This is a genomic window from Ruegeria sp. CDSC042 (assembly GCF_059610745.1).
In genome coordinates this window covers 102751-125430 of record NZ_JBXWOF010000011.1, presented here as the reverse complement: position 1 = coordinate 125430, position 22680 = coordinate 102751, and the positions used below count along the sequence as shown (strand labels likewise).

At 58.0% G+C, this 22680-nt stretch carries 20 protein-coding genes; 11 read left to right on the top strand and 9 right to left on the bottom strand.

All coding sequences use genetic code 11. From position 1 onward, the window contains the following. The first annotated feature begins 54 nt into the window (after nucleotides 1-54). Both AC2FHX_RS18685 and cobO read left to right on the top strand, forming a co-directional pair. Entirely contained in the window at nucleotides 55-990 is a 936-nt protein-coding gene (locus AC2FHX_RS18685; RefSeq protein WP_142640242.1) for a DMT family transporter, read from the top strand. A gap of 56 nt (nucleotides 991-1046) precedes the next feature. After that, complete coding sequence (cobO, locus tag AC2FHX_RS18680; RefSeq protein ID WP_271951707.1) at nucleotides 1047-1646, top strand: cob(I)yrinic acid a,c-diamide adenosyltransferase; 600 nt, start codon at nucleotides 1047-1049, stop codon at nucleotides 1644-1646. Nucleotides 1647-2120: 474 nt separating this feature from the next. Here cobO and AC2FHX_RS18675 read toward each other — a convergent pair whose 3' ends face one another. Next, entirely contained in the window at nucleotides 2121-2987 is an 867-nt protein-coding gene (locus AC2FHX_RS18675; RefSeq protein ID WP_271951706.1) for a branched-chain amino acid aminotransferase, read from the bottom strand. A 160-nt stretch (nucleotides 2988-3147) separates the two neighbouring features. On the opposite strand from AC2FHX_RS18675, the gene AC2FHX_RS18670 reads away from it, so the two are divergent. The 6 genes from AC2FHX_RS18670 to dxs all read left to right on the top strand — a co-directional run bounded on the left by AC2FHX_RS18670 (nucleotide 3148) and on the right by dxs (nucleotide 8404). Next, nucleotides 3148-3660 carry a MarR family winged helix-turn-helix transcriptional regulator gene (locus AC2FHX_RS18670; protein WP_142640252.1) on the top strand — a complete coding sequence of 171 codons (513 nt, stop codon included), beginning with the start codon at nucleotides 3148-3150 and terminating at the stop codon, nucleotides 3658-3660. After that, on the top strand, nucleotides 3657-4358 hold the full coding sequence (locus AC2FHX_RS18665) for a response regulator (protein WP_142640254.1): 702 nt from the start codon (nucleotides 3657-3659) through the stop codon (nucleotides 4356-4358). The genes AC2FHX_RS18670 and AC2FHX_RS18665 overlap by 4 nt, the downstream gene beginning before the upstream one ends. 68 nt (nucleotides 4359-4426) lie before the next feature. Beyond that, on the top strand, nucleotides 4427-5353 hold the full coding sequence (locus tag AC2FHX_RS18660) for a histone deacetylase family protein (protein WP_496703187.1): 927 nt from the start codon (nucleotides 4427-4429) through the stop codon (nucleotides 5351-5353). After that, entirely contained in the window at nucleotides 5350-5592 is a 243-nt protein-coding gene (locus AC2FHX_RS18655; RefSeq protein ID WP_142640258.1) for an exodeoxyribonuclease VII small subunit, read from the top strand. Before AC2FHX_RS18660 ends, AC2FHX_RS18655 begins: the two co-directional genes overlap by 4 nt. Then, nucleotides 5593-6459, top strand: coding sequence for a polyprenyl synthetase family protein (locus AC2FHX_RS18650; RefSeq protein ID WP_496703189.1), 867 nt, complete (start codon nucleotides 5593-5595; stop codon nucleotides 6457-6459). Between the two features lie 16 nt (nucleotides 6460-6475). Next, nucleotides 6476-8404, top strand: coding sequence for a 1-deoxy-D-xylulose-5-phosphate synthase (gene dxs / locus AC2FHX_RS18645; RefSeq protein ID WP_496703191.1), 1929 nt, complete (start codon nucleotides 6476-6478; stop codon nucleotides 8402-8404). Nucleotides 8405-8627: 223 nt separating this feature from the next. On the opposite strand, the gene AC2FHX_RS18640 is transcribed toward dxs, so the two are convergent. Continuing rightward, nucleotides 8628-9824 (bottom strand): BCCT family transporter, encoded by a 1197-nt coding sequence (locus AC2FHX_RS18640; RefSeq protein WP_142640264.1) that lies wholly within the window; start codon nucleotides 9822-9824, stop codon nucleotides 8628-8630. Nucleotides 9825-9963: 139 nt separating this feature from the next. Between AC2FHX_RS18640 and AC2FHX_RS18635 the strand changes: the two genes are divergently transcribed. The 3 genes from AC2FHX_RS18635 (at nucleotide 9964) to msrA (ending at nucleotide 11891) form a co-directional block, all read left to right on the top strand. Continuing rightward, nucleotides 9964-10842: a DMT family transporter gene (locus AC2FHX_RS18635; RefSeq protein ID WP_496703193.1), complete on the top strand. Its 879-nt coding sequence runs from the start codon at nucleotides 9964-9966 to the stop codon at nucleotides 10840-10842. A 93-nt stretch (nucleotides 10843-10935) separates the two neighbouring features. Beyond that, complete coding sequence (msrB, locus tag AC2FHX_RS18630) at nucleotides 10936-11385, top strand: peptide-methionine (R)-S-oxide reductase MsrB (RefSeq protein ID WP_496692641.1); 450 nt, start codon at nucleotides 10936-10938, stop codon at nucleotides 11383-11385. Then, entirely contained in the window at nucleotides 11382-11891 is a 510-nt protein-coding gene (msrA, locus tag AC2FHX_RS18625; protein WP_496703196.1) for a peptide-methionine (S)-S-oxide reductase MsrA, read from the top strand. The genes msrB and msrA overlap by 4 nt, the downstream gene beginning before the upstream one ends. Before the next feature lie 21 nt (nucleotides 11892-11912). Here msrA and AC2FHX_RS18620 read toward each other — a convergent pair whose 3' ends face one another. From AC2FHX_RS18620 to AC2FHX_RS18590, 7 genes are all read right to left on the bottom strand, one after another. Then, nucleotides 11913-13916, bottom strand: a complete 2004-nt coding sequence (locus AC2FHX_RS18620; RefSeq protein ID WP_496703198.1) for a hydantoinase/oxoprolinase N-terminal domain-containing protein — start codon at nucleotides 13914-13916, stop codon at nucleotides 11913-11915. A 72-nt stretch (nucleotides 13917-13988) separates the two neighbouring features. Then, entirely contained in the window at nucleotides 13989-15026 is a 1038-nt protein-coding gene (gene queG / locus AC2FHX_RS18615) for a tRNA epoxyqueuosine(34) reductase QueG (RefSeq protein WP_271951688.1), read from the bottom strand. Between the two features lie 76 nt (nucleotides 15027-15102). Further along, nucleotides 15103-15768, bottom strand: a complete 666-nt coding sequence (fzlA, locus tag AC2FHX_RS18610; protein ID WP_271951686.1) for an FtsZ-binding protein FzlA — start codon at nucleotides 15766-15768, stop codon at nucleotides 15103-15105. Nucleotides 15769-15826: 58 nt separating this feature from the next. Continuing rightward, nucleotides 15827-16561, bottom strand: a complete 735-nt coding sequence (gene mtgA, locus AC2FHX_RS18605) for a monofunctional biosynthetic peptidoglycan transglycosylase (protein WP_142640279.1) — start codon at nucleotides 16559-16561, stop codon at nucleotides 15827-15829. Nucleotides 16562-16600: 39 nt separating this feature from the next. Beyond that, nucleotides 16601-17515, bottom strand: a complete 915-nt coding sequence (locus AC2FHX_RS18600) for a Hint domain-containing protein (protein ID WP_496703200.1) — start codon at nucleotides 17513-17515, stop codon at nucleotides 16601-16603. 185 nt (nucleotides 17516-17700) lie between these two features. Further along, nucleotides 17701-22233, bottom strand: a complete 4533-nt coding sequence (gltB, locus tag AC2FHX_RS18595; RefSeq protein WP_496703201.1) for a glutamate synthase large subunit — start codon at nucleotides 22231-22233, stop codon at nucleotides 17701-17703. Next, the gene (locus AC2FHX_RS18590; protein ID WP_496702850.1) at nucleotides 22230-22664 is read right to left on the bottom strand and encodes a GFA family protein; all 435 of its coding nucleotides are present in this window, start codon (nucleotides 22662-22664) and stop codon (nucleotides 22230-22232) included. The genes gltB and AC2FHX_RS18590 overlap by 4 nt, the downstream gene beginning before the upstream one ends. Nucleotides 22665-22680: the final 16 nt, after the last annotated feature.

The following is a 22680-nucleotide window of genomic DNA, read 5'->3' as shown; positions in this document are numbered from 1 at the left end:
TTGGTACAATCCAATCGTTGATCTTTCGCAGTCAAAGGCTCAGGTTCCCGGCCAATGGCACAATCCCTGACTTCCCACCGACCCATGCTTGCCGTGGGCCTGAAACTGGCTGCGTTGGTTCTGTTCACCTCAATGTCGGCGCTGGTCAAAGCACTGTCCGAGGACTTCCCCCCCGGTGAACTGGTGTTTTTCCGGTCGCTCTTCGCCATTCCCGTCATCATTGCCTGGTTGCTTTGGCGCGGAGAGCTGGCGCAGGGCTTTGTGGTCAAAAAGCCGATGGGTCATTTCTGGCGCGGCGTTCTGGGCACCAGCGCCATGGGTCTGACTTTTACGGGTCTCAGCCTGTTGCCACTCCCCGAGGTAACAGCGATAGGCTATGCCACGCCGATCTTCACCCTGATTCTAGCCGCGCTGATTCTGGGCGAGCGCATTCGCATGATCCGCATCGGTGCCGTCGCGCTGGGATTGTTGGGCGTGCTGATTATGGTTTGGCCCAGGCTGGGCACCACCCAGATGGAGATGGCAGCCACAATCGGGGCGCTTTGCGTGCTGGCGGCCACACTCGCCCGTGCCTTTGTTCAGATCCATATCCGGCAGTTGGTCAAGGTGGATCACCCGGCCGCGATCGTGTTCTATTTCTCGATGACCGCTACCCTGCTTTCAGCTCTGACCGCGTTTTGGGGTTGGACCATGCCAACACTTAATCAGGCTCTAATTATGATCATAATGGGGTTGATCGGCGGTGTTGCACAGATTCTGGTCACCTCGTCCTATCGCTTTGGTCAGGCCTCAATGCTGGCGCCTTATGACTATACCACCATGCTGTTTGCCATATTCATCGGCTATATCTGGTTTGATGAGCTGCCGACGCTTGCGATCCTGTTGGGTGCGACGCTGGTGATTGCGGGCAATGTGGTCGTGATCTGGCGCGAACACCAGCTGGGGCTGGAACGCGGCAAGGCCCGGTCCCTGACCGATCACAAAGCGTGACTTTACCTTTTTCAATCTTGCCCTAGTTTGGGCCCAACAATCACAGAGGTGCCCGAATGAGCGACGCGCAGGATCACAAAGAAAAGATGCAGCAGGTGCAGGCCAAGCACCGCAAAAAAGTGTCCGAGGCCGTCGACCCGGGCCGTGGTCTGGTGCTGATCAATACCGGCAAGGGCAAGGGCAAATCCTCGGCCGCGTTTGGTGTCGTGATCCGAGCGCTGGGATGGGGTCAGAAAGTTGCCGTCGTACAGTTCATCAAGGGCAAGTGGAAAACCGGTGAGCGACGGTTCTTTGAAGAGCGCGACTTGGTCACCTGGCACACGATGGGCGAAGGCTTTACCTGGGACACTCAGGACCGCGAACGCGATATCGCTGCTGCCAACGCCGCTTTTGACAAGGCGCGGGCACTGATGGAAAGCGGTGAGTATGATCTGGTCGTTCTGGACGAGATCAATATTGCCCTGCGCTATGAATATCTGACTGTCGATCAGGTGATCGACGGGCTCAAGGCGCGGTCTGACAAGACCAGCGTGTTCCTGACTGGTCGCGATGCGCCACAGGCGCTGCGCGACTATGCCGATCTGGTTACCGAAATGACCGAGGAAAAGCACCCGTTTCAAGCCGGGATCAAAGCCCAGCGTGGCGTCGATTTCTAGGATTAGAGTCAGTTTTACAGAGCGGGTAGGCCGGGTTGAGGGAATGCTAGCGCAAGGTTTGATGAGCGGACTATGCGGTCATTGGCAAAACTTTGAAAGCCAGTTTGAATTCCAGACGTAAACTCGACATGGAACCGAAACTAAATGACTTATGAAGAATGTTTGCGGTCCATATATTTCGACTGGGAAAGCTGGTTAATTGCCCTTGTGGCATTGGCTATCTCGCTCACTTTCTGGAAAAACAGTAAGAAGGGCTTGGCCGTCGTGTCTGCTTGTTTCGGTTTGCTGCTAGCCTCTTCATGGGCTTATCTGTACTACGAAATGAATTGCGTGGAACTCATCCGACCATAGGAAGTTTGGGCTCAATTCGGTCATTGTAAGGTAGTTTGCGCACTCACATATCTAACCGAACCTGTTGACGGTTGCCCAAAAGCATAAAACCCCGCCAAGGCGGGGTTTCAATTTGGTTGCGGGTTATGCCCGGACCAGTTTTTCGTAATCGGCGGCAATCTCGCGGGTCAGGTCACCGACCTCAAACGTATAGTCGCCGATCTGGCCCACAGGCGTGACCTCGGCCGCAGTACCGGTCAGCCAGCATTGTTCAAAATCGGCCATCTCTTCAGGTTTGATGCGGCGCTCATGCACCGTGATGCCTTTGTCTTTTAGCATCTGGATCACTGTCTGGCGGGTGATCCCGTTCAAAAAGCAATCGGCCAACGGGGTATGAACTTCGCCGTCCTTCACAAAGAAGACGTTCGCCCCGGTCGCCTCGGCAACATAACCACGCCAGTCCATGAACAGCGCATCCGAGCAGCCCTTGGCCTCGGCCTTATGCTTGGAAATGGTGCATATCATGTAAAGCCCAGCCGCCTTGGCATGGACCGGGATGGTCTCAGGGCTGGGCCGCTTCCATTCCGCGATATCCAGCTTGGCGCCCTGCATCTTGGCGTCGCCGTAATAGGCACCCCAGGGCCAGACCGCTACGGCCATGCGGACCGGGTTCTTGGCCGAAGCCACACCCATATCCTCGCCCGAACCACGCCAGACCAGCGCACGGACATAGGCGTCCTGCAAGCCACTTGCCTTCAGCGCGTCTTCCTTTGCCGCTTCGATCTGGTCGATCGTATAGGGCATCGGCATGTCCAGCGCCTCGGCCGAGGCGACCAGCCGTTCAGAATGCTCCCGACTTTTGAAAATTTTGCCGTTATAGGCCCGCTCGCCCTCAAAGACCGAAGACGCATAGTGCATCGCATGGCTCAGAATGTGGACATTCGCCTCGCGCCAGGGCACAAGTTCTCCATCCATCCAGATGACACCGTCACGATCATCATACCCCGCCATGCGAAACCTCCCTGCCTGGGTTGAATATTCCGATTATTGCGCAATATAGGTCCGAAGTGGACATAAAGTTGCGCAAAAACTGCGATTCGATACCTGTCCGCTCTTGGAATGTCAACAACGCTGACATAAACTCGGACCTGTGTAACGAATGAGGCAGAATATGTCAGATACCCGCCCCGCCCAGGCCTTTGGCGGAGAAAGCCTGTTGTTTCTTACGGATGAACAGCTGCGGCAGGGGATCGAGGCGATGTTTTTCGCCTATCGCGGGTTCACGGCGGACCCGGATCGCATTCTGACACAGCTGGCATATGGGCGGGCACACCACCGTGCTATCCACTTTATAAATCGCGCGCCGGGGACGACCGTCAATAACCTGCTTGCTATTCTAGGAGTGACGAAACAGTCTCTGAACCGGGTCCTTCGGACATTGATTGACGATGGGTTGGTCGAAAGCAGGGTCGGTACAGTGGACAAGCGCGAACGGCACCTGTTTCTGACCGAAGCCGGGAGGGCGCTTGAAACCAGGCTGTCCGAGGCCCAGCGCGTGCGGATGCGCGCGGCCTATAAGGACGCAGGCCCAGAAGCGGTGTCTGGGTTTCGCAAAGTGCTTGAAGCAATGATGGATGCTGATATGCGTCATGCCTATACCAAATTGCGGGATACGACCTCATGAGTGATATGGACGCCCATCTGTTGATCGTTGACGATGACGAGCGTATTCGCGATCTGCTCAAGAAATTCCTTATGCGAAACGGGTTTCTGGTGACCGCGGCGCGGGATGCGGCCCATGCACGTCGGGTGCTGTCGGGGCTGGATTTCGACATGATCGTTCTGGATGTGATGATGCCCGGCGAAGATGGTGTCAGCCTGACCAGAGCCTTGCGCGAGACCCACACCACCCCGATCCTGTTGCTGACGGCGCGGGGCGAAACCGAACACCGTATCGCCGGGCTTGAGGCGGGGGCCGATGATTATCTGGCCAAACCGTTCGAGCCCAAAGAGCTTTTGTTGCGGATCAATGCGATCCTGCGCCGGATGCCGGAAACCCCGGCACAGGATGCCGCAACCAAGATTCTGCATCTCGGCCCGATCCGCTATGATGTTGAGCGCGGTGAGATGTGGCGGGGCGAAGAAACGGTCCGCCTAACCGCAACGGAAAGCCAGCTGATGAAGATCTTCTCGGCCCAACCCGGCGCCCCTATCAGTCGCGCCAAGCTGGTCGAGGATCTGGGCCGTGACAAGGGTCAGGCGCAGGAGCGTGCCGTGGATGTGCAGATCACACGGCTGAGACGCAAGATCGAGCAAGACCCGAAACAACCCCGGTACCTGCAAACCGTGCGCGGGGCCGGGTACATGCTGGCTCCGGATTGATTGAGCCGCTGCGTGGCGGTTCTTTGCCTTCGGCGAAGGTATTTTGACCAGATGAACAGGGGATTGTGATGAAAACTGCCCTTTTGACCCATGCGGATTGTCTTGGGCACGTGACACCCGAGGGGCATCCGGAACAAGTCGCGCGACTGGAACATATCCTTCATGCGCTGGATAGGCTGGACCTGGATCGTGTGACCGCGCCGCTTGCAGCCGATGATGACCTGCTGCGTATTCACCCCGAAAGCCATATTCGCGACATCCGCAAAAGCCGCCCGACAGGGGGATTCCGGCAGGTGGACGGCGATACATTCATGTCGCCGGGATCTGTAGATGCGGCCTTTAGGGCTGCAGGGGCTGTGGTGAAAGCCGTGGATTTAGTGCTGGGCGGAGAAGCCCCAAATGCGTTCTGTGCCATTCGCCCCCCCGGCCATCACGCCGAGAATGAAACCGCCATGGGGTTTTGCCTGTTCGGCAACGCCGCATTGGGGGTGAAACACGCGTTGGATCATCACGGTCTGCGCCGCGTCGCTGTGGTGGATTTCGATGTGCATCACGGCAATGGCACGCAGGATTTGCTGTGGGATGAGCCGCGCGCGTTGGTGATCACCAGCCAACAGATGCCCTTGTGGCCGGGATCAGGCCACGCCGACGAGACCGGCGCCTTTGAAAACGTCCTGAATATTCCACTGTCCCCCGGAACCGGCGGCGCCAAGATGCGCGCCGCCTATGAAACATTGGCTTTCCCTCGACTGCGCGCCTTCAAACCCGAGCTGATCATAATCTCTGCCGGGTTTGACGCCCATCAGGATGATCCGCTGGCCAATCTGAACTGGGCCACCGAAGATTTCGCCTGGATCACTGCCGAATTGTGCAAGATTGCCGATGAGCATTGCGCGGGACGTATCGTCTCGACTTTGGAAGGCGGGTATGATCTGAAAGCCTTGGCCGAGGCCACACGTGCCCATGTGGAAGAGTTGATGAAGGCAGCCCGATGACAGATACACCCGTTGACCAGATGACATTCGAACAGGCGATGAAAGAGCTTGAGGCCGTTGTCGGCCAGCTGGAGCGTGGCGATGTGGCGCTGGACCAGTCCATCGCCTTGTATGAACGGGGTGCAGCGCTGAAGAAACGCTGCGAGGATGAACTGAAGCGGGCCGAGGAAAAAGTGGCCGCGATCACCTTGGACGCCGATGGTCAACCGACCGGGACGACGGTTGTCGAAGGTCAGTAAATGTTTCGCGAAAGACTGGCGCAGGATGCAACGCTGATTCAGGGCCATTTTGATCTGGTTCTGGGCGCGCTGGACGATCTGGATGTGACACAGGCGATGGCCTATGCCACGCACGGCGGCAAAGGTCTGCGCGGGTTTTTGGTGCTGGAAAGCGCGCGGCTGCATGATGTGGATACAGCGCGTGCGATCTGGCCTGCCACGGGGATCGAGGCATTGCACGCCTATTCTCTGGTGCATGATGACCTGCCCTGCATGGATAACGACGATTTGCGTCGCGGGCGCCCGACAGTTCATGTGAAATGGGATGAGGGCATCGCGGTTCTGGCAGGCGACGCGTTGCAGACGCTGGCATTCGAACTTTGCACCCGTCCCGAAATTGGCCCCGCCGAAATTCGCGCGGAATTGGCCTTGTCTCTGGCGCAGGCAAGCGGAGCGCAGGGCATGGTGCTGGGCCAGGCGCTGGATATCGCGGCGGAATCGGCAGACTCTCCGCTGACGCTGGAAGAAATCACCCATTTGCAGGCAGGAAAAACCGGAGCGCTGATCGAGTGGTCTGCATGCGCCGGCGCGCGTCTGGCCCAAGCTGATCTTGCGCCCTTGCGCCAATATGCCCAATCCCTTGGTCTTGCTTTTCAAATCGCAGATGACATCTTGGATATAGAGGGTAACGCCGAAATTGCGGGCAAGCGCCTTCAGAAGGATGCCGAGGCGGGAAAGGCCACGTTTGTGTCTCTGCTGGGCCTCGACGCCGCCAGAACCCGTGCCGCGGAGCTGGTGGAACAGGGCTGCGCCGCGTTGGAAGGCTATGGCGCGTCGGCTGAAACCTTGAAGGACGCCGCCCGCTTCGTTATTGCCCGGGACAGCTAAGCCAGGAACGCGCCATATGTCTGACCGCCCGAACACTCCTCTGCTGGATCTTGTGAACCGCCCGGCCGACCTGCGGCAGTTTTCGGACGCGCAGCTGCATCAGGTGGCGCAGGAATTACGGGCCGAGACGATCTCGGCCGTGTCGGTCACCGGCGGGCATCTGGGTGCGGGTCTGGGCGTGGTGGAACTGACCACTGCGCTGCATGCGGTATTCGATACGCCGCGTGACAAAATCATCTGGGATGTCGGGCACCAGTGCTATCCGCATAAAATCCTGACCGGGCGGCGCGACCGGATCCGTACCCTGCGCCAACCCGGCGGGTTGAGCGGGTTCACCAAGCGCAGCGAAAGCCCCTATGACCCGTTTGGCGCGGCGCATTCCAGCACCTCGATCAGTGCTGCCCTTGGCTTTGCCGTGGCGCGCGATCTGGGTGGCGTGACGCCCGAAGGTCTGGGCGATGCCATTGCGGTAATCGGCGATGGCTCGATGTCGGCGGGTATGGCGTTTGAGGCGATGAACAATGCGGGCCACCTGAAAAAGCGCCTGATCGTTATCCTCAACGACAATGAAATGAGCATCGCACCGCCGGTTGGCGCCCTGTCCAGTTATCTGTCGCGCATTTATGCCGAAGAACCGTTCCACGATCTGAAGGCCGCCGCCAAGGGCGCGGTGTCCTTGTTGCCGGAACCGTTCCGCGAAGGCGCCAAACGCGCCAAGGAAATGCTCAAGGGCATGGCCGTAGGGGGTACTTTATTCGAAGAACTGGGCTTTTCCTATCTCGGCCCGATTGACGGACACGACATGGATCAGCTGTTGCCGGTGCTGCGCACGGTCAAGACGCGGGCCACCGGCCCGATCCTGATCCATGTGCTGACAAAAAAGGGCAAGGGCTATGCCCCCGCCGAGCAGGCCCGCGACAAGGGTCACGCGACCGCGAAATTCGATGTTGTGACGGGTGAGCAAAAGAAGGCGCCGTCAAACGCGCCCTCTTATACGTCGGTCTTCGGCAAGACCCTGGTGGAAGAAGCCGCGCGGGACGACAAGATCGTCGCCGTCACCGCCGCCATGCCCGATGGAACCGGGTTGAACCTGTTTGCCGAACGCTACCCGTCACGTTGTTTCGATGTAGCGATTGCGGAACAGCATGGTGTGACGTTCTCGGCGGCTTTGGCTGCGGGCGGGATGAAGCCGTTCTGCACTATGTATTCGACCTTCCTGCAGCGCGGCTATGATCAGGTCGTGCATGATGTGGCCATTCAGCGCCTGCCCGTGCGATTTGCCGTCGACCGCGCTGGTCTGGTGGGCGCTGATGGGGCGACCCATGCCGGATCGTTTGACATTGCCTATCTGGCCAACCTACCGGGCATGGTCGTGATGGCCGCCGCAGATGAGGCCGAGCTGATGCATATGGTGGCCACCGCCGTCGCCCACGACGAAGGCCCGATCGCCTTCCGCTATCCCCGCGGTGAAGGCGTGGGCGTGGACCTGCCCGAGCGTGGTGTAGTGCTTGAAATCGGCAAAGGCCGGATAATTCAGAAGGGCGCGCGCGTGGCATTGCTGTCTTTCGGTACGCGCTTGGCCGAAGTACAAAAAGCCGCCGAGGCCCTATCGGCGCGCGGCATAACCCCTACCATAGCCGATGCACGTTTCGCCAAACCGCTGGACCGCGACCTGATCCTGGATCTGGCCTCCGATCATGAGGCGCTGATCACCATCGAAGAGGGTGCGATTGGCGGTTTCGGCAGCCATGTGGCGCAGCTACTGGCCGATGAGGGTGTGTTTGATCAGGGCCTTAAATACCGCTCGATGGTGTTTCCGGATATCTTCATTGATCAGGCAAACCCGGCGGATATGTATGCGGTTGCCGGTATGAATGCCGAACAGATCGAGGCCAAGGTCCTGTCTGTTCTGGGTGTGGCCACGATTGGTGAAAAACGCGCCTGAGGGACCATTAAGGTTATCAACTCCAAGGAAGAGCGTGCCTCAAGATAGCTCTTCAGTGAGTGAAGATTGAACTAAGCCAACATAAGTAAAAGATATTGCAAGTTTGTGATTTCACACGTGTCGCTTTGTTTGGCCTTTTTGACCCTTTCCGCATTGCTTACACAGTCGCGGCCAAAAAAATACGGGCACCGAGGCGCCCGTATTAGCTTTTTCTCGATGTTGATCAGTGAACCGTCTCGACCTTGTGGAAATCCAGATCACGGTCTTCGGGCATCCCAGTTATGCTCAGCACCTCTTTGCGCTTGGTGATCAGGATATAAACCACACAGGCCAGATAGAGGCCGACAACAACTGCACCGATCCACTGGATCTGCAACCACTGACTTTGGAACAGCAGGGTCAGGACGAACAGCAGCACAACATTGCCCGCCACATAGATCGCTTTACCAAAGCGGGCGACTGTCATGTTCAGGTTGTCCGTATAGAGCCTGATCAACGAATCCAGTGAGTTGATCACGAAGGTCACGCCCACAATCACCATCGCAATGTTGGTGATGCCTGCGGTGCTGATGCCGTTCAGGTGGTAATAGTAGAGAACGGTGAACCAGATCGCCAAAGGTATCGACGGAAAGATCAGCAGAGCAGCCAGTAGTTGCCAGGTCTTCAGCCCACCTACAAAGCGAGATGTGAACTGGCCGATCATGATCGACCAGGCAAACCACCAGAACAGGTAGAAAGCGTGATAATCTGTCAGCGGCAGGACAAACTTGTGCAGGTTGGTGAAATAGGCACCAACATTGCTTCCGGTTTCCACAAAGCCATTCACGCCCATGCCCGCAGCAACCCACATGCCCAGGATCAGTGCCAGGAACAAAAAGGTCGAGCCCACCGACAGGATACGCACGTATTTCAGGTCGGTCGAAGAATAGGCCGCTGCCAGAATGACGACAAACACGATGACATAGAAGGTGGTGACCACTGACTCGCCGTCTCCGACCTCGGGCAGGTAGCCGGGCAGGTAGATCAGGAACAGGCTGGCGGTGAAAGCGCAGGTGCCGATGATGACCACATTGTTGATCAGCTTGACCAGCGGGATTTCAAAGAACTTCACGCGCGGCTCGATGACACAGAAATAGAACGCAGTCAGAAAGTAGAACGCCCAGATCAGAAAGCCCCAGAACCCGAATTCGATCGCCAGTGGGTTGGCAAACGCATAGGCGGGGTCTTCGGCATAGCCGCCGAATTCGGTCAGCGGAAACATGATCAGGCCGACATCCAACCCGGATGTGAACAGGATCGCGATGAAGGTGAACAGATGAACCGGCGTCACGCCGACAATCCGCAGATTCCACCACTTCACCACAAAGAAGGCCACAAGGCCCAACGCCAGCAAGACGCCAAATGATAGTATGTACTCCAATAGCACCGACAATCCTCCCATTAATGTCAGTTCATGACGCTGTTATAGTTTATTGGCTGATCAATCAATAAAAACAGCACTGCTTGCGGCGCGCGCTTATTCGGTCAACAGTGCGCGAAAATCTGAACAGGGGGTCGCGATGGATTTTCGCGCAATGGCCATGGGGCTGACATTTGCGTTTATCTGGTCTTCGGCCTTCACCTCGGCCCGGATCATCGTGGCGGACGCATCGCCGTTGTTTTCCCTGGCTCTGCGGTTTCTGATCTCGGGTTTGATTGGCGTCGTGATTGCACGGGCGATGGGCCAAAGCTGGCGGCTGACGCGGTCACAATGGTATGCCACCATCCTGTTCGGGATATGTCAAAATGCCCTTTATTTGGGCCTAAACTTCTATGCGATGCAAACAATCGAGGCCTCTGTTGCCGCCATCATCGCCTCGACCATGCCATTGCTGGTTGCCTTGGCCAGTTGGCTGTTTATGGGCGACAGATTACGGCCAGTTGGAATTGTAGGCCTGTGTGCCGGGTTCGCCGGTGTTGCTCTGATCATGAGCAGTCGGATCGGCGACGGCGTTGATCTGTTCGGCGTCATGCTTTGTGGCATTGGAGCGCTTGCGCTGACATTTGCCACGCTCGCAGTGCGTGGGGCGACATCGGGCGGGAATTTCATGATGGTGGTTGGCTTACAGATGCTGGTCGGATCGGCCATTCTGTTTGTTGCAGCACCGGTATTCGAAACGATTCATATCCACTTGACGGTGCCGCTGGTCCTGGCCTTCACCTATACAACTCTGTTTCCCGGCCTTCTGGCCACGTTCATCTGGTTCCTGCTGCTGGATCGGATCGGCGCAACCCGGGCGGCCACGTTTCACTTTCTCAACCCGGTCTTTGGTGTCACCATCGCCGCGATCTTGTTGGGGGAAAAACTGGGGCCGCTGGATGCGGTCGGGGTGCTGATCACCACTCTGGGCATTCTGGCGGTGCAACTGTCCCGCCAACCCGCTGCAAAACCGGCCTGACCCACACATAAGCGCGAGGAACGCAAAACCCCCTTTGCTTTCCGCCGCCAAACCCCATCTATAATGCGAACCACCAAAGCGACCGGAGGAGCCATGACCCGTTACACCAAATCCCCTGAGGCCATCGCCGCATTGTCGCCCGAGGAATATCACGTCACGCAAAACAGCGGCACCGAACGGCCCGGCACTGGCAAACTGCTGAACAACAAAGAGCCCGGCATCTATGTGGATATCGTCTCGGGTGAACCTCTGTTCGCCTCGGCGCATAAATACGAATCCGGCTGCGGCTGGCCCAGTTTCACCAAACCAATCGTGCATGAGCATGTTGAAGAACTGCGCGATGCCTCGCTGGGCATGATCCGCACCGAGGTGCGCTCGAAACATGGCGACAGCCATTTGGGGCATGTGTTTCCCGACGGCCCGCGCGAACATGGCGGGCTGCGATATTGTATCAACTCAGCCTCATTGCGGTTCGTCCATCGCGATCAGATGGAGGCCGAGGGCTATGGCGAATTCCTGATTCATGTGGAGGAGATCGAATGACCGAACAACGCGCTGTTCTGGCCGGAGGCTGCTTTTGGGGCATGCAGGATCTGATCCGCAAACGCCCAGGCGTTTTCCGCACTCGCGTCGGATATACTGGTGGAGACGTGCCCAACGCCACTTATCGCAACCACGGCACCCATGCCGAGGGAATCGAGATCTTTTACGATCCTACTGTGACCACCTATCGCGATCTGCTTGAGTTTTTCTTTCAGATCCATGACCCGACTACGGTGAACCGGCAAGGGAACGACATGGGGATGAGCTATCGCTCGGCCATTTATTATGTCGATGACGCCCAGAAACAGGTCGCCCTGGACACCATTGCCGATGTGAATGCCAGTGGCATCTGGCCCGGCAAGGTCGTGACCGAGCTGGAACCCGTTGGCGATTTCTGGGAGGCCGAGTCCGAGCATCAGGATTATCTTGAACGCATCCCGAACGGCTATACCTGCCATTTCCCGCGCCCGGATTGGGTTCTGCCCAAACGCGACGCGGCCGAGTAAGGATTAGGCCCGGATCTGGGGCTAGTCAGACGCCACCCGCGGCCTTCCACTGGCCTCGACGGTGATCATTGCCTCAACAAAGACCTCCTGCGCTTCGATACGGGCGGTGCGGATATCCCGGTCGACGATCACTCGGATATCCTCTGCACCGGCTCCGCGCACTTCTCCTTCCGCTTCAGCCCTCAGGATGGATTCCAGCAGCGCCATCGCCTCGTCAGAATCGCTAAAGTCCTGAGGCCCGTCTTCAAGATGCACCCTGTACCGCCCTTCGGATGGCGCCGTGACGGTCCCGGCCCGGCGCAGTGTCAGCCTGCCAACAACCGCTCCAATCGCATTGGCCACGCCCGTGTGTTCCGGCAAAATCATGCGGCATCGCAATCTTTCCCCGACTGCGGGGTAATAGCTGGGGGCCGACGCCCCAAGACCGATCACATCCACATTCAGTGCCGCGTCCAGCGCCACCAAACCGCGATGCCCGGCCAGACCTTTCCGCGTCAAAACATGCCGGGCCAGATCGGGTGCCGGAACGCCGAACTCCTCGGCTTCTTCTGAGAAAGCGGTCTCTAACAAGGTCAAAGAGGTCTGTTCGGTCAACTGATCAACGATCATCTGCGCCAACAGATCCGGTGTTGCAGCCAGCATATCACCGGTGCCAATCCGTTTTCGCGCCACCAGTTCCAGCGCCTTGCGTGCAGCCTCTGCGTCCCAGGCATCCAAACGGCCCAGAACATGGCTGGCATCCGAAGGTGTCACGCCGGATACCTGAACGATTCCACGATCCACCAAACGAGTAAGTGCGCCTGCCTCCATCCGCGTTTTAAGCAAATCAGACAGCGGCAGGACCTTCTGCCCCAAGCGATCCACCAGGGCGGTTTCCCTTGCCCCCAGACCTTCGGCATGAACACCCGGTACCAGACGTGCGAACCGGGTGTCATGTTCACCCACAGTTGGGGCCCGCAACTGCGCATCCAAGGCCGTGTGAACCTCGTCGGGCGCTTCTGACGCGATCAGAGATACGGGCAAAACACGGCGCGGTCCCAGGAAGATGCCGCCGCCCAGCCCTTCGGTTACAACATGTACCTGACTGTCCCCGCCCAACCCGTGGGTCCGCATTGCGACGGCCTCCACCATGGTGCGAAAGCCGCCAACCCTGGCACCTTCGGGATCAATGGCGGGCTTGCCATCCCGGATCAAGGCGACATCGGTTGTGGTACCACCGATATCTGATACCAGCGCGTTCTCGGCTCCCGTTAGCCAGCGCGCCCCGACGATCGAGGCCGCAGGGCCGCTCAAAATCGTTTCAATCGGTCGATCCCGCGCCTGTTCGGCGCTCATCAACGCTCCGTCGCCGCGAACCACCATCATTGGCGCTGAAATACCTAGCGTCACAAGCTGATCCTGTGCCCGTCCGATCAAGCGGTCGATCATGCCAATCAACCGTGCATTCAGCACCGCTGTCACCGCACGTTTTGGGCCATTCAACTTGGCCGACAGATGGTGCGAACATGTCACCGGCGCACCCGTCCGATCAGAAATAATGCGGGCGACCTCAAGTTCATGCGCCGGGTTTCTAGTGGCGAACTGCCCGGCCACCGCGAAGCCGGAGATACCAGAGTTGGAGTCTAAAAAGGCCTCAATCGCCTGAACATCCAATGGCCTGGCCTCTGTTCCAGCATGCGTGTGACCGCCCGCCACAACCAAAGCTGGATCCCCTTTCAAAGCATCCCGCAGACCATGCTTTTCCAGATCTCCTTCCCTGAACCCGATATAGACAAGGGCAACCCGGCCACCCTGCCCTTCTACCAGCGCATTCGTGGCCAAAGTTGTTGACAGGGACGCCATTGAGATCTGCTCCGGTGACACCTGAGCCTGCGTCAGAACCGCGGAAATCGCCTTGCCGACGCCAATCGCCAGATCAGCTCGTGTTGTCAGAGATTTGGCTGAAGCGATCACCTCAGTCTCATCCCGGACCAGCACCGCATCCGTATAGGTTCCGCCTGTATCAACCCCCAAAGCCAGCGCCATCGGGTTCTCCTTCCTGTTCGCTGTGATTGGGTTTAGCGGTTTGCACCGACACGTCCAGCCTGTTTGCGGCACCTAGGAGAGTTGTTTGACCGCCCAGCGCGCGGCATCTGCCACGGCTGAATCCGGATCCTCTGTCAAATCCTGTGCAATCGGTATCAACCCCTGCAGGCCCGAGTTGCCAATGGCGTACAGCACATTTCGCACAAACCGGTCCCGTCCAATCCGCTTAATTGGAGAGCCCGAGAATTTCGTTCGAAATTCCGGATCGTCCAGGCCAGCCAATTCCGCCAGCCGAGGAGCCTTCAGATCCTCACGCGCTGCATAGCGCATGTCACTTGCCGTGACTGCGAATTTGTTCCAGGGGCAGGCGGCAAGGCAATCATCGCAACCATAGATCCGATTGCCGAGTTTCGCGCGCAGGTCATGATCAACCGGACCCTTGTGTTCGATTGTCAGGTAAGAAATGCAGCGCCGCGCGTCCAACTGATAAGGCGCCGGGAATGCGTCTGTCGGACAGGCGGCCAAACAGGCCCGGCAGGATCCACAGTGATCCACCTCTGCTTGATTCGAAGGTAGGTCCAGAGTTGTAAAAACAGACCCTATAAAGGCCCAATTTCCCCAATCGCGACTTACAAGATTGGTGTGCTTACCCAGCCATCCCAACCCCGCAGCATGACCCAAGGCCTTTTCCGGAACCGGGGCGGTATCGACAAAGACCTTCACCTCGCCACCAGCCTCGGCTATCAACCAGCGGGCTAACCTTTTGAGCCGCTTCTTGACCAGGTCGTGATAGTCCTTGTTCTGCGCATAGACTGAGATCGCCCCCTTCTCGGGGTGGTCCAGAATCTCGGTTGGATCATGTTCGGGCGCATAGCTTTCTGCCAACATGATCACCGATTTCGCCTCGGGCCAGAGCGCTGCCGGATCGCCTCGCCAATGGGTCCGCTCGGCCATCCATCCCATTTGCCCGTGATATTCGGCCTGCAGGAACGCCTCCAGCCGGGCGGGCACTTCGGGGACATCCCACGGGCGACAAATGCGACAAGACACAAAGCCCTCGCTCAGCGCCTGTGCCACCAGCCTATCCTTTAAACCCGATCCGCTCTTCATCTGGCCCTAAATACCTTCGGGGGAATCGCGCCCCAAGGCGCGATGGGGGGCAAACAGCCCCCCTTGTGCGACCCTATCAGAAATCCAGATCTGCGTAATGGGCCGGTGGGCGGAACCCCGGAACCTGATCTGCAAGAATTGACCGGAACGCAGGCCGGGATTTGATCTTGGCATACCAGTCCTTAACCGCCTGCGACCGGTTCCAATCCACGTCCGAGATATAATCCAGCGCCGATAGATGCGCCGCAGCCGCAAAATCGGCCAATGTCATCTGATCCCCGGCCAGCCAACGGCGGTGATCCAGCAACCAGGCCATGTAATCCAGATGATACTTGATGGCCTTGGCACCTTGTTTGACATTCTTACTGTCGGGATAGCCCTGTCCGGTGACCTTCTTGTTCACACGCTCATAAACCAGTTTGGATGTTACCTCGTGATGGAACTTGTCATCAAACCAGGCCACCAGCCGACGCATTTCGTATCGTGCCTCCGGCGTTTGGGGCATCAGCGCAGGATCGGGCCGGGTTTCCTCGATATATTCGCAAATCGCGTTGCTTTCGGACATGATCTTTCCGTCCAGACGAAGAACCGGGACTTTTCCGGCCGGGTTGCGCCGCAGGAAATCCGGGTCTTTCTCCCAGTATTTCTCCTCGACCAGCTCAACCTCGATCTTCTTTTCCGCAAGCGACAGGCGCACTTTGCGGCAATAGGGGGACAGGGGAACATGAAACAGACGCGCCATGGGCTTCCAATCGAACCAGTGATTACACTCAAGCTTTAGCCTTGCAGGGCCTTGGGTTTCAATCCTCGAAACAATCCGCGCGACCATCTGCGCGAATGGTGGCCGCCCCATCGAGGATCGAGGCAGCCCGTCTGCGTGTGCGGACCGACGGATCCCGAACGGACCTGTTTTTGGGAGAAGGCAGGATTGCGGCAATACGTGCGGCCTGAACTGGCGACAGCTGGGCCGCGGTCACATTGAAGTTGCGCTGGGCTGCGGCCTCAACGCCAAACACACCTTCGCCAGTCTCGGCCACGTTCAAATAGACCTCGAGAATGCGCTGCTTGCTCCAGAAAATCTCGACCACGGGGGTGAGAGATGTCTCAAGCGCCTTACGCACCCAACTGCGCCCCTGCCACAGGAACACATTCTTCACCACTTGCTGCGTGATGGTAGAGGCGCCACGTGTACCGCCTTCCTCCAAAGCATCGCGAATGGCATCGACGTCAAACCCCCAGTGCAGGCAGAAATTGGCATCCTCTGCCGCCACCACGGATCGCGCCATGACGGGCGAGATCTGTTCAATCGGCACCCAATCGCGCTGAACCTTGCCCAGCCGCCGCCATTCAGACCAGATCGTATGGGTTACCGGGGGATTCACCACAGAAAAAAGCACCACAAGCGCCACAACAAACGCAACCAGACCCAATACCGCGCGGGTCACCCAGCGGCGAATCCGCGATTGTGTCTGGTTCTTTGCCTTCGACGCTTTACTTTTCTTACTGCTCGATTTGCGCGCTGCTTTCTTTGCCATATTGTTGCTATACGACGCGGCGACGATGTTTGGAACGGATTAAATCGCCAAAGCGCGCGCCTCGCGCGGACGTATCACGGGACGGGCGGTTTCTGGCAGGACCGCATCGCGGGTCTGCAATTCGGGAAACAGGGCCAGAACTTCAGCCTTTGTCTCGGCGTCAGACTGAGAGAGCGCGTGCCCAGGGTAATAACTTTCGCTTTTGGCCCCATTTGCAATGACGATCTCATGGCGCGAAAAGAGAAGATGAATATAGTCGATCTGACCACCCTCAACACGCGTAACAGAATCCCCGTTGACCAGGCAATGCGCTGCGATCAGCACTTCGGAATGGCCGAACAAATACGGCGCCCGCCAGTCCGAGACCAGCATCCGGTGCTGTGGCGACACGATCAAAGGCTGTTCCAGCCTTAGCACGCCAGCCTCAAACCGGATCGGCGCCAGCTTGCCTTCGGCCTCAACCGTGGTCCGCCCCACCCAAAGCAGCGGCTGCGCACCGTTGTCCGATGTGATGACCATATCGCCGGGCTTCAGATCTTCGATAAGACGCGGGCCATCAGGCGTTTCGATCAGCGTTCCGGGGGTGAAACAGGGCGGGCCAAGATTGCCAACATCTAGCGGCCCCTGCGTGTTGACAAAGGTTGATGAGACAAACGTGCCCGGTTGCAGAACCTGCCCGTCTGTTGGTGTAAAGACACGGGTTCCGTCAGCAAGATAGAAGGTCGTGCCGGTATAGGTGACATTGCCAACGCCGGTCACGTTAATCGTAACAACATCACCCGGCCACGACGAAGTAACATCCTGGCCGTTTACCGTATCCCCGCTGGGCGCGTCGATCTCGCCATCGTCATCCACATCGGTGAGGTTGAATTTATCAACAACTACTGATGTACCGCCCGGTGGCGGATTCGCGGGGTCAAACGAATAAAACTGATCAAGATATGTGGTTGGCATCTAACAGACTCCTACGCGTTCGCACGACTGCAAAGCAGCCTAACCGCAACTTCCGAACAAAAAGTGACGAAATCTAGGCTTATTGGGCCCGTTTCGACAAGGCAAACGACCACCTAGGACCAATAAAAGAAAACCCCACGTGTTTTAAAAGACACGCGGGGTTGCCATTTTCATTAGTCCTCAGATTACTCTGCAGGAACCGCTGTTGCCTCGACCGCCAACGGATGGCTGAGCTTGTTCAGCATCTCTTTCGGGCAGACCTGGATAAAGTTCGCCTTCTCGACCTCCCAGTGCTGCAGGATATCCGCAGCCTTGCGGCTAATGGTTTCGGCCTGATGGGTTTCGATCAGCGATTTCAGCTGATCTTCCCAATGGCCAATGGTCACGGGGCATGTCACCAGCGTTTCCATATTCATCAGCGCCTGCGCCTTGCCGTCGGGGTCGTACAGGTAAGCCATGCCGCCTGTCATGCCCGCTCCGAAATTGGCGCCGATACTGCCCAGGATCACGGCGACCCCGCCGGTCATGTATTCGCACCCGTTCGAGCCGCAGCCTTCGATCACCACCTTGGCGCCTGAATTGCGCACCGCGAACCGTTCTCCGGCGCGGCCTGCTGCAAACAGATACCCGTCCGTGGCCCCATACAGAACCGTGTTGCCAATGATGGTGTTGTCATCCGCCTTCAGCGGGCTGACCTGCGGTGGACGCACAACAATCATACCACCAGACAAGCCCTTGCCGACATAGTCATTGGCATCACCTGAAACTTCAAGCTTGAGTCCCGGCGCTGCAAACGCCCCCAGCGACTGACCAGCAGAGCCCTGCAGCTTCACGTGCAGGTGATCCGACTGGAACGTGTTCCGCATCCCAAAATTTTGCACGATATGGCTGGAAACCCGCGTCCCAACGGTTCGGTGCGTGTTTTGCACCGCGTAAGACAGCTGCATTTTCTCGCCGTCTTTCAGGAACCGGGCCGCATCGCGCACGATTTCTGCGTCCAGCGTATCGGGCACCGCGTTCCGGTCTCTGTCACGATTATAGACGATGTTATGGGCACCATCGACGGTGATCAGCAGCGGGTTGAGGTCCAGATCATCCAGATGCGCCGACCCTCGGCTGACCTGCGCTAGCAGATCGGCCCGACCGATGATGTCGTCAATCGACCGCGCACCCAGGCTGGCCAGCAGCTCGCGCACTTCTTGCGCGTAGAAGGTGATCAGGTTGACGACCTTATCCGCGTTACCGGTGAATTTGGTGCGCAGGCTTTCGTCCTGAGTACACACGCCAACTGGGCAAGTGTTGGACTGGCACTGACGCACCATGATACAGCCCATCGCGATAAGGGCGGCGGTGCCTATACCGTATTCCTCGGCCCCCATCATCGCGGCCATGACGATGTCACGACCGGTACGCAAGCCGCCATCGGTTCGCAGGGTCACGCGATCCCGCAGGTTGTTCATCGCCAAAACCTGATGCGCCTCGGTCAGGCCCATCTCCCATGGCAGCCCGGCATATTTGATGCTGGTCGCCGGCGATGCGCCGGTGCCGCCATTGTGACCTGAAATAAGGATAATGTCCGCTTTTGCCTTGGCTACACCTGCAGCAATCGTGCCAACACCCGAGGACGCCACCAGCTTGACCGTCACCTTACAGCGCGGGTTTATCTGTTTCAGATCATAGATCAACTGCGCCAGATCCTCGATCGAATAGATATCGTGGTGCGGCGGCGGTGAGATCAGTGTTACACCCTTGGTCGAATGGCGCAGGCGCGCAATCAGGTCGGTGACCTTCATGCCAGGCAACTGCCCGCCCTCACCGGGTTTGGCACCCTGGGCAACCTTGATTTCCAGCTCTTCGCACTGGTTCAGGTATTCGGCGGTTACACCGAACCGGCCCGAAGCCACCTGTTTGATCTTGGCCGAGGGGTTGTCACCATTGGGTTCCGGCACGAAATGCGCCGGATCTTCGCCGCCCTCGCCGCTGTCGGATTTCGCCCCGATCCGGTTCATCGCAACGTTCAGCGTCTTGTGCGCCTCGGGCGACAGCGCCCCCAGCGACATGCCCGGCGTCACGAACCGTTTGCGGATCGAGGTGATAGATTCCACCTCTTCAATCGGGATCGGCTTGCTCAGCGGTTTGAAATCCATCAGGTCGCGCAGATGGATCGGCGGGTTCGATTGCATCTTGGCCGAATACTGCTTCCACAGCTCGTAAGACGCCTTGTTGCAGGCCATCTGCAGCATGTGCATCGAAGTCGCTTCCCACGCATGGGTCTCGCCTGATTTACGGGCCTTATAGAAACCACCGATCGGCAGAACATCCAGACCGCTTTCCCAGCCCTTGGCATGGATCTCTTCGGCCTTGGATTGAATGCCCGTAACACCGATGCCGGAAATCCGGCTGGTCATACCGGGAAAAAATTCGGCGACCATGGCACGGCTGAGGCCCACGGCCTCAAAGTTCAATCCGCCACGATAGGATGAGATCACCGAAATCCCCATCTTGGCCATGATTTTCAGCAAGCCCTGGTCAATCGCCTCGCGGTACCGCGCGACATTTTCGGTCAGGCTGCCATCCAGCAACCCGCGATCAATACGATCGGCCAGAGAATCTTCGGCCAGATAGGCGTTGACCACAGTGGCCCCACACCCGATCAGAACGGCGAAGTAATGCGGATCAACGCATTCCGCCGACCGCACGTTCAGCGAGCAGAAGGTGCGCAGACCCTTGCGGGTCAGATGCGAATGCACCGCGCTTGTTGCCAGGATCATTGGCATCGCCACGCGACCCTGACCTGAATTCATATCGGACAACACCAAATGCCCCGCGCCCGAGCGCACGGCCTCTTCGGCTTCGGCTCTAATACGGGCCAAAGCTGCGCCCAGCGCCCCTTGTCCGGCTTCAAAGCTACAGTCGATTTCTGCTAATGGAGCATTGAAGTTTTCAGCCAGTGCTTCCCATTGGGCATTGCCCACAAACGGGCTTTCCAGCACGATAATTTCGGTCTGGCTGCTGTCTTCATCCAGCACGTTTTTCAGGTTTCCGAACCGGGTTTTCAGCGACATCACACGATATTCGCGCAACGAGTCGATGGGAGGATTGGTCACCTGGCTGAAGTTCTGGCGGAAGAAATGGCTGAGCGGACGGTACTGTTTCGACAGAACAGCCGATGGCGTGTCATCGCCCATTGAAGCCAGTGCCTCTTTTCCATCTTCGGCCATTGGCGCCAGAATCTGCTCCAGTTCCTCGATCGAATATCCGGCGGCGATTTGACGCTTGCGCAGCTCCTCGCCCGCATAGATCGGCGCTTCGGTGATTCCAGCCAGAGACTCGTCCAAATCGTTGATCTTGCCGACCCAATCGCCGAATGGCAGTGCGCGGGCCAGCTTGTTCTTGATCTGCGTATCGCGATACAGCTTGCCCTTTTTCATATCCACGGCCAGCATTTGGCCCGGGCCCAACGCGCCCTTTTCGGTCACGCTGGCCTCATCAATCGGGACCATCCCGGCCTCGGAGCCTGCAATTACAAGACCATCTCCAGTGACCACATAACGCATCGGACGCAATCCATTCCGGTCAAGACCGGCACAGACCCAGCGGCCATCGGTCATGGCCAACGCGGCAGGGCCATCCCAGGGTTCCATCACCGAGTTGCAGTAAGAATACATGTCGCGCCAGGCCTGCGGCAGTTCCACCGCCTGCTTGGACCAGCTTTCGGGCACCAGCATGGTTTTCGCCATCGGGGCCGAGCGGCCTGCGCGTACAAGAACTTCGAATACAGAGTCTAATGCGGCAGAATCCGACGATCCACCAGCGATGATCGGTTTGATATCCTCGGCGTAATCGCCAAAGGTGCCACTGGCCATGCGGATTTCATGGCTTTTCATCCAGTTGACGTTGCCCCTGAGAGTGTTGATCTCACCGTTATGGGCCAGCATGCGGAAGGGCTGGGCGAGCCACCATTGCGGGAAGGTATTCGTGGAATAGCGCTGGTGATAGATGGCAAAGGCGGATTCGAACCGTTCATCCATCAGATCGGGGTAGAAAACCGCAACCTGCTCGGCCAGCATCATGCCCTTGTAGATGATTGACCGGCAGGACAGTGACGCCAGATACAGCCCGGAAATCCCGGCCGCTGCGGCAGCCTTCTCAATACGGCGACGGATGACATAAAGTTCACGCTCGAATGTCTCTTCGTCCACGCCTTTGGAATTCGAGATCAGGATCTGCTCAATCTCGGGCCGGGTCGCGTTGGCCTTTTCGCCGAGGCAGGTGACATCAACCGGAACGTGGCGCCAGCCATAGATATAATAACCCATGCGCAGCACTTCGGATTCCACGATGGTCCGGCACTGTTCCTGCGCGCCGAAATCGGTGCGGGGCAGAAAGACCTGACCAACCGCGATCAGCTGATCTAATTTGGGCTCGTGCCCGGTGCGACGGATCTGGTCATAGAAGAAAGGAACCGGGATCTGCACATGGATACCCGCGCCGTCGCCGGTTTTGCCATCCGCATCTACCGCGCCGCGGTGCCAGATCGCCTTGAGCGCGGCGATGCCAGCATCCACAACCTTGCGTGACGGCTTGCCATCGACTGAGACCACAAGACCCACACCGCAGGACGAATGCTCTTCTTCCTCGGAATAGAGACCGTTTTCGGCCATGAACTGACGTTTGGCTTCTTCGGCCCGTACCCAATCGGCATCATATTTGGTCATTGGCTGTCTCCTTCTTCCGGCAGGCCGTACATGGCTTCGACCTCAGCTTTGGTCATCTGCCGACGCTCACCTGCGAACGCGTACCCGTCGGGTTTTTTGTCGATATAAAGTTCCAGTTGCAGCGGGTTGTCCGTGTCGTCGAACAGGCCTGCTGCCATTTGGGTATGGCCGTGCATCTGACCTGGCAGGGTAATCCGGTACCAAAGCGCCGATCCGCAATCGGCACAAAACGCGCGTTCCGCCCAGTCCGAGGACGTAAAGGTCTTAACCGGCCCAAGGGCCGCATACCCCTCTTGCGCGGGAAACGTTATTAGCATCGAGCTAGTCCAGCGGCGACACTGGTCGCAATGGCACGCGCCCAACGACTCTTTCGCCGGGGTGGCAGTCACTGTGACCGCGCCGCACATACATTGGCCTTGCAATTCGGGCATCTCTGTCCCTCCTGTC

Bases quoted from the DNA above. Each gene is read 5' to 3' on its own strand.
- AC2FHX_RS18685 (WP_142640242.1), top strand. From the start codon at position 55: ATGGCACAATCCCTGACTTCCCACCGACCCATGCTTGCCGTGGGCCTG.
- cobO (WP_271951707.1), top strand. From the start codon at position 1,047: ATGAGCGACGCGCAGGATCACAAAGAAAAGATGCAGCAGGTGCAGGCC.
- AC2FHX_RS18675 (WP_271951706.1), bottom strand. From the start codon at position 2,987: ATGGCGGGGTATGATGATCGTGACGGTGTCATCTGGATGGATGGAGAA.
- AC2FHX_RS18670 (WP_142640252.1), top strand. From the start codon at position 3,148: ATGTCAGATACCCGCCCCGCCCAGGCCTTTGGCGGAGAAAGCCTGTTG.
- AC2FHX_RS18665 (WP_142640254.1), top strand. From the start codon at position 3,657: ATGAGTGATATGGACGCCCATCTGTTGATCGTTGACGATGACGAGCGT.
- AC2FHX_RS18660 (WP_496703187.1), top strand. From the start codon at position 4,427: ATGAAAACTGCCCTTTTGACCCATGCGGATTGTCTTGGGCACGTGACA.
- AC2FHX_RS18655 (WP_142640258.1), top strand. From the start codon at position 5,350: ATGACAGATACACCCGTTGACCAGATGACATTCGAACAGGCGATGAAA.
- AC2FHX_RS18650 (WP_496703189.1), top strand. From the start codon at position 5,593: ATGTTTCGCGAAAGACTGGCGCAGGATGCAACGCTGATTCAGGGCCAT.
- dxs (WP_496703191.1), top strand. From the start codon at position 6,476: ATGTCTGACCGCCCGAACACTCCTCTGCTGGATCTTGTGAACCGCCCG.
- AC2FHX_RS18635 (WP_496703193.1), top strand. From the start codon at position 9,964: ATGGATTTTCGCGCAATGGCCATGGGGCTGACATTTGCGTTTATCTGG.
- msrB (WP_496692641.1), top strand. From the start codon at position 10,936: ATGACCCGTTACACCAAATCCCCTGAGGCCATCGCCGCATTGTCGCCC.
- msrA (WP_496703196.1), top strand. From the start codon at position 11,382: ATGACCGAACAACGCGCTGTTCTGGCCGGAGGCTGCTTTTGGGGCATG.
- AC2FHX_RS18620 (WP_496703198.1), bottom strand. From the start codon at position 13,916: ATGGCGCTGGCTTTGGGGGTTGATACAGGCGGAACCTATACGGATGCG.
- queG (WP_271951688.1), bottom strand. From the start codon at position 15,026: ATGAAGAGCGGATCGGGTTTAAAGGATAGGCTGGTGGCACAGGCGCTG.
- fzlA (WP_271951686.1), bottom strand. From the start codon at position 15,768: ATGGCGCGTCTGTTTCATGTTCCCCTGTCCCCCTATTGCCGCAAAGTG.
- mtgA (WP_142640279.1), bottom strand. From the start codon at position 16,561: ATGGCAAAGAAAGCAGCGCGCAAATCGAGCAGTAAGAAAAGTAAAGCG.
- AC2FHX_RS18600 (WP_496703200.1), bottom strand. From the start codon at position 17,515: ATGCCAACCACATATCTTGATCAGTTTTATTCGTTTGACCCCGCGAAT.
- gltB (WP_496703201.1), bottom strand. From the start codon at position 22,233: ATGACCAAATATGATGCCGATTGGGTACGGGCCGAAGAAGCCAAACGT.
- AC2FHX_RS18590 (WP_496702850.1), bottom strand. From the start codon at position 22,664: ATGCCCGAATTGCAAGGCCAATGTATGTGCGGCGCGGTCACAGTGACT.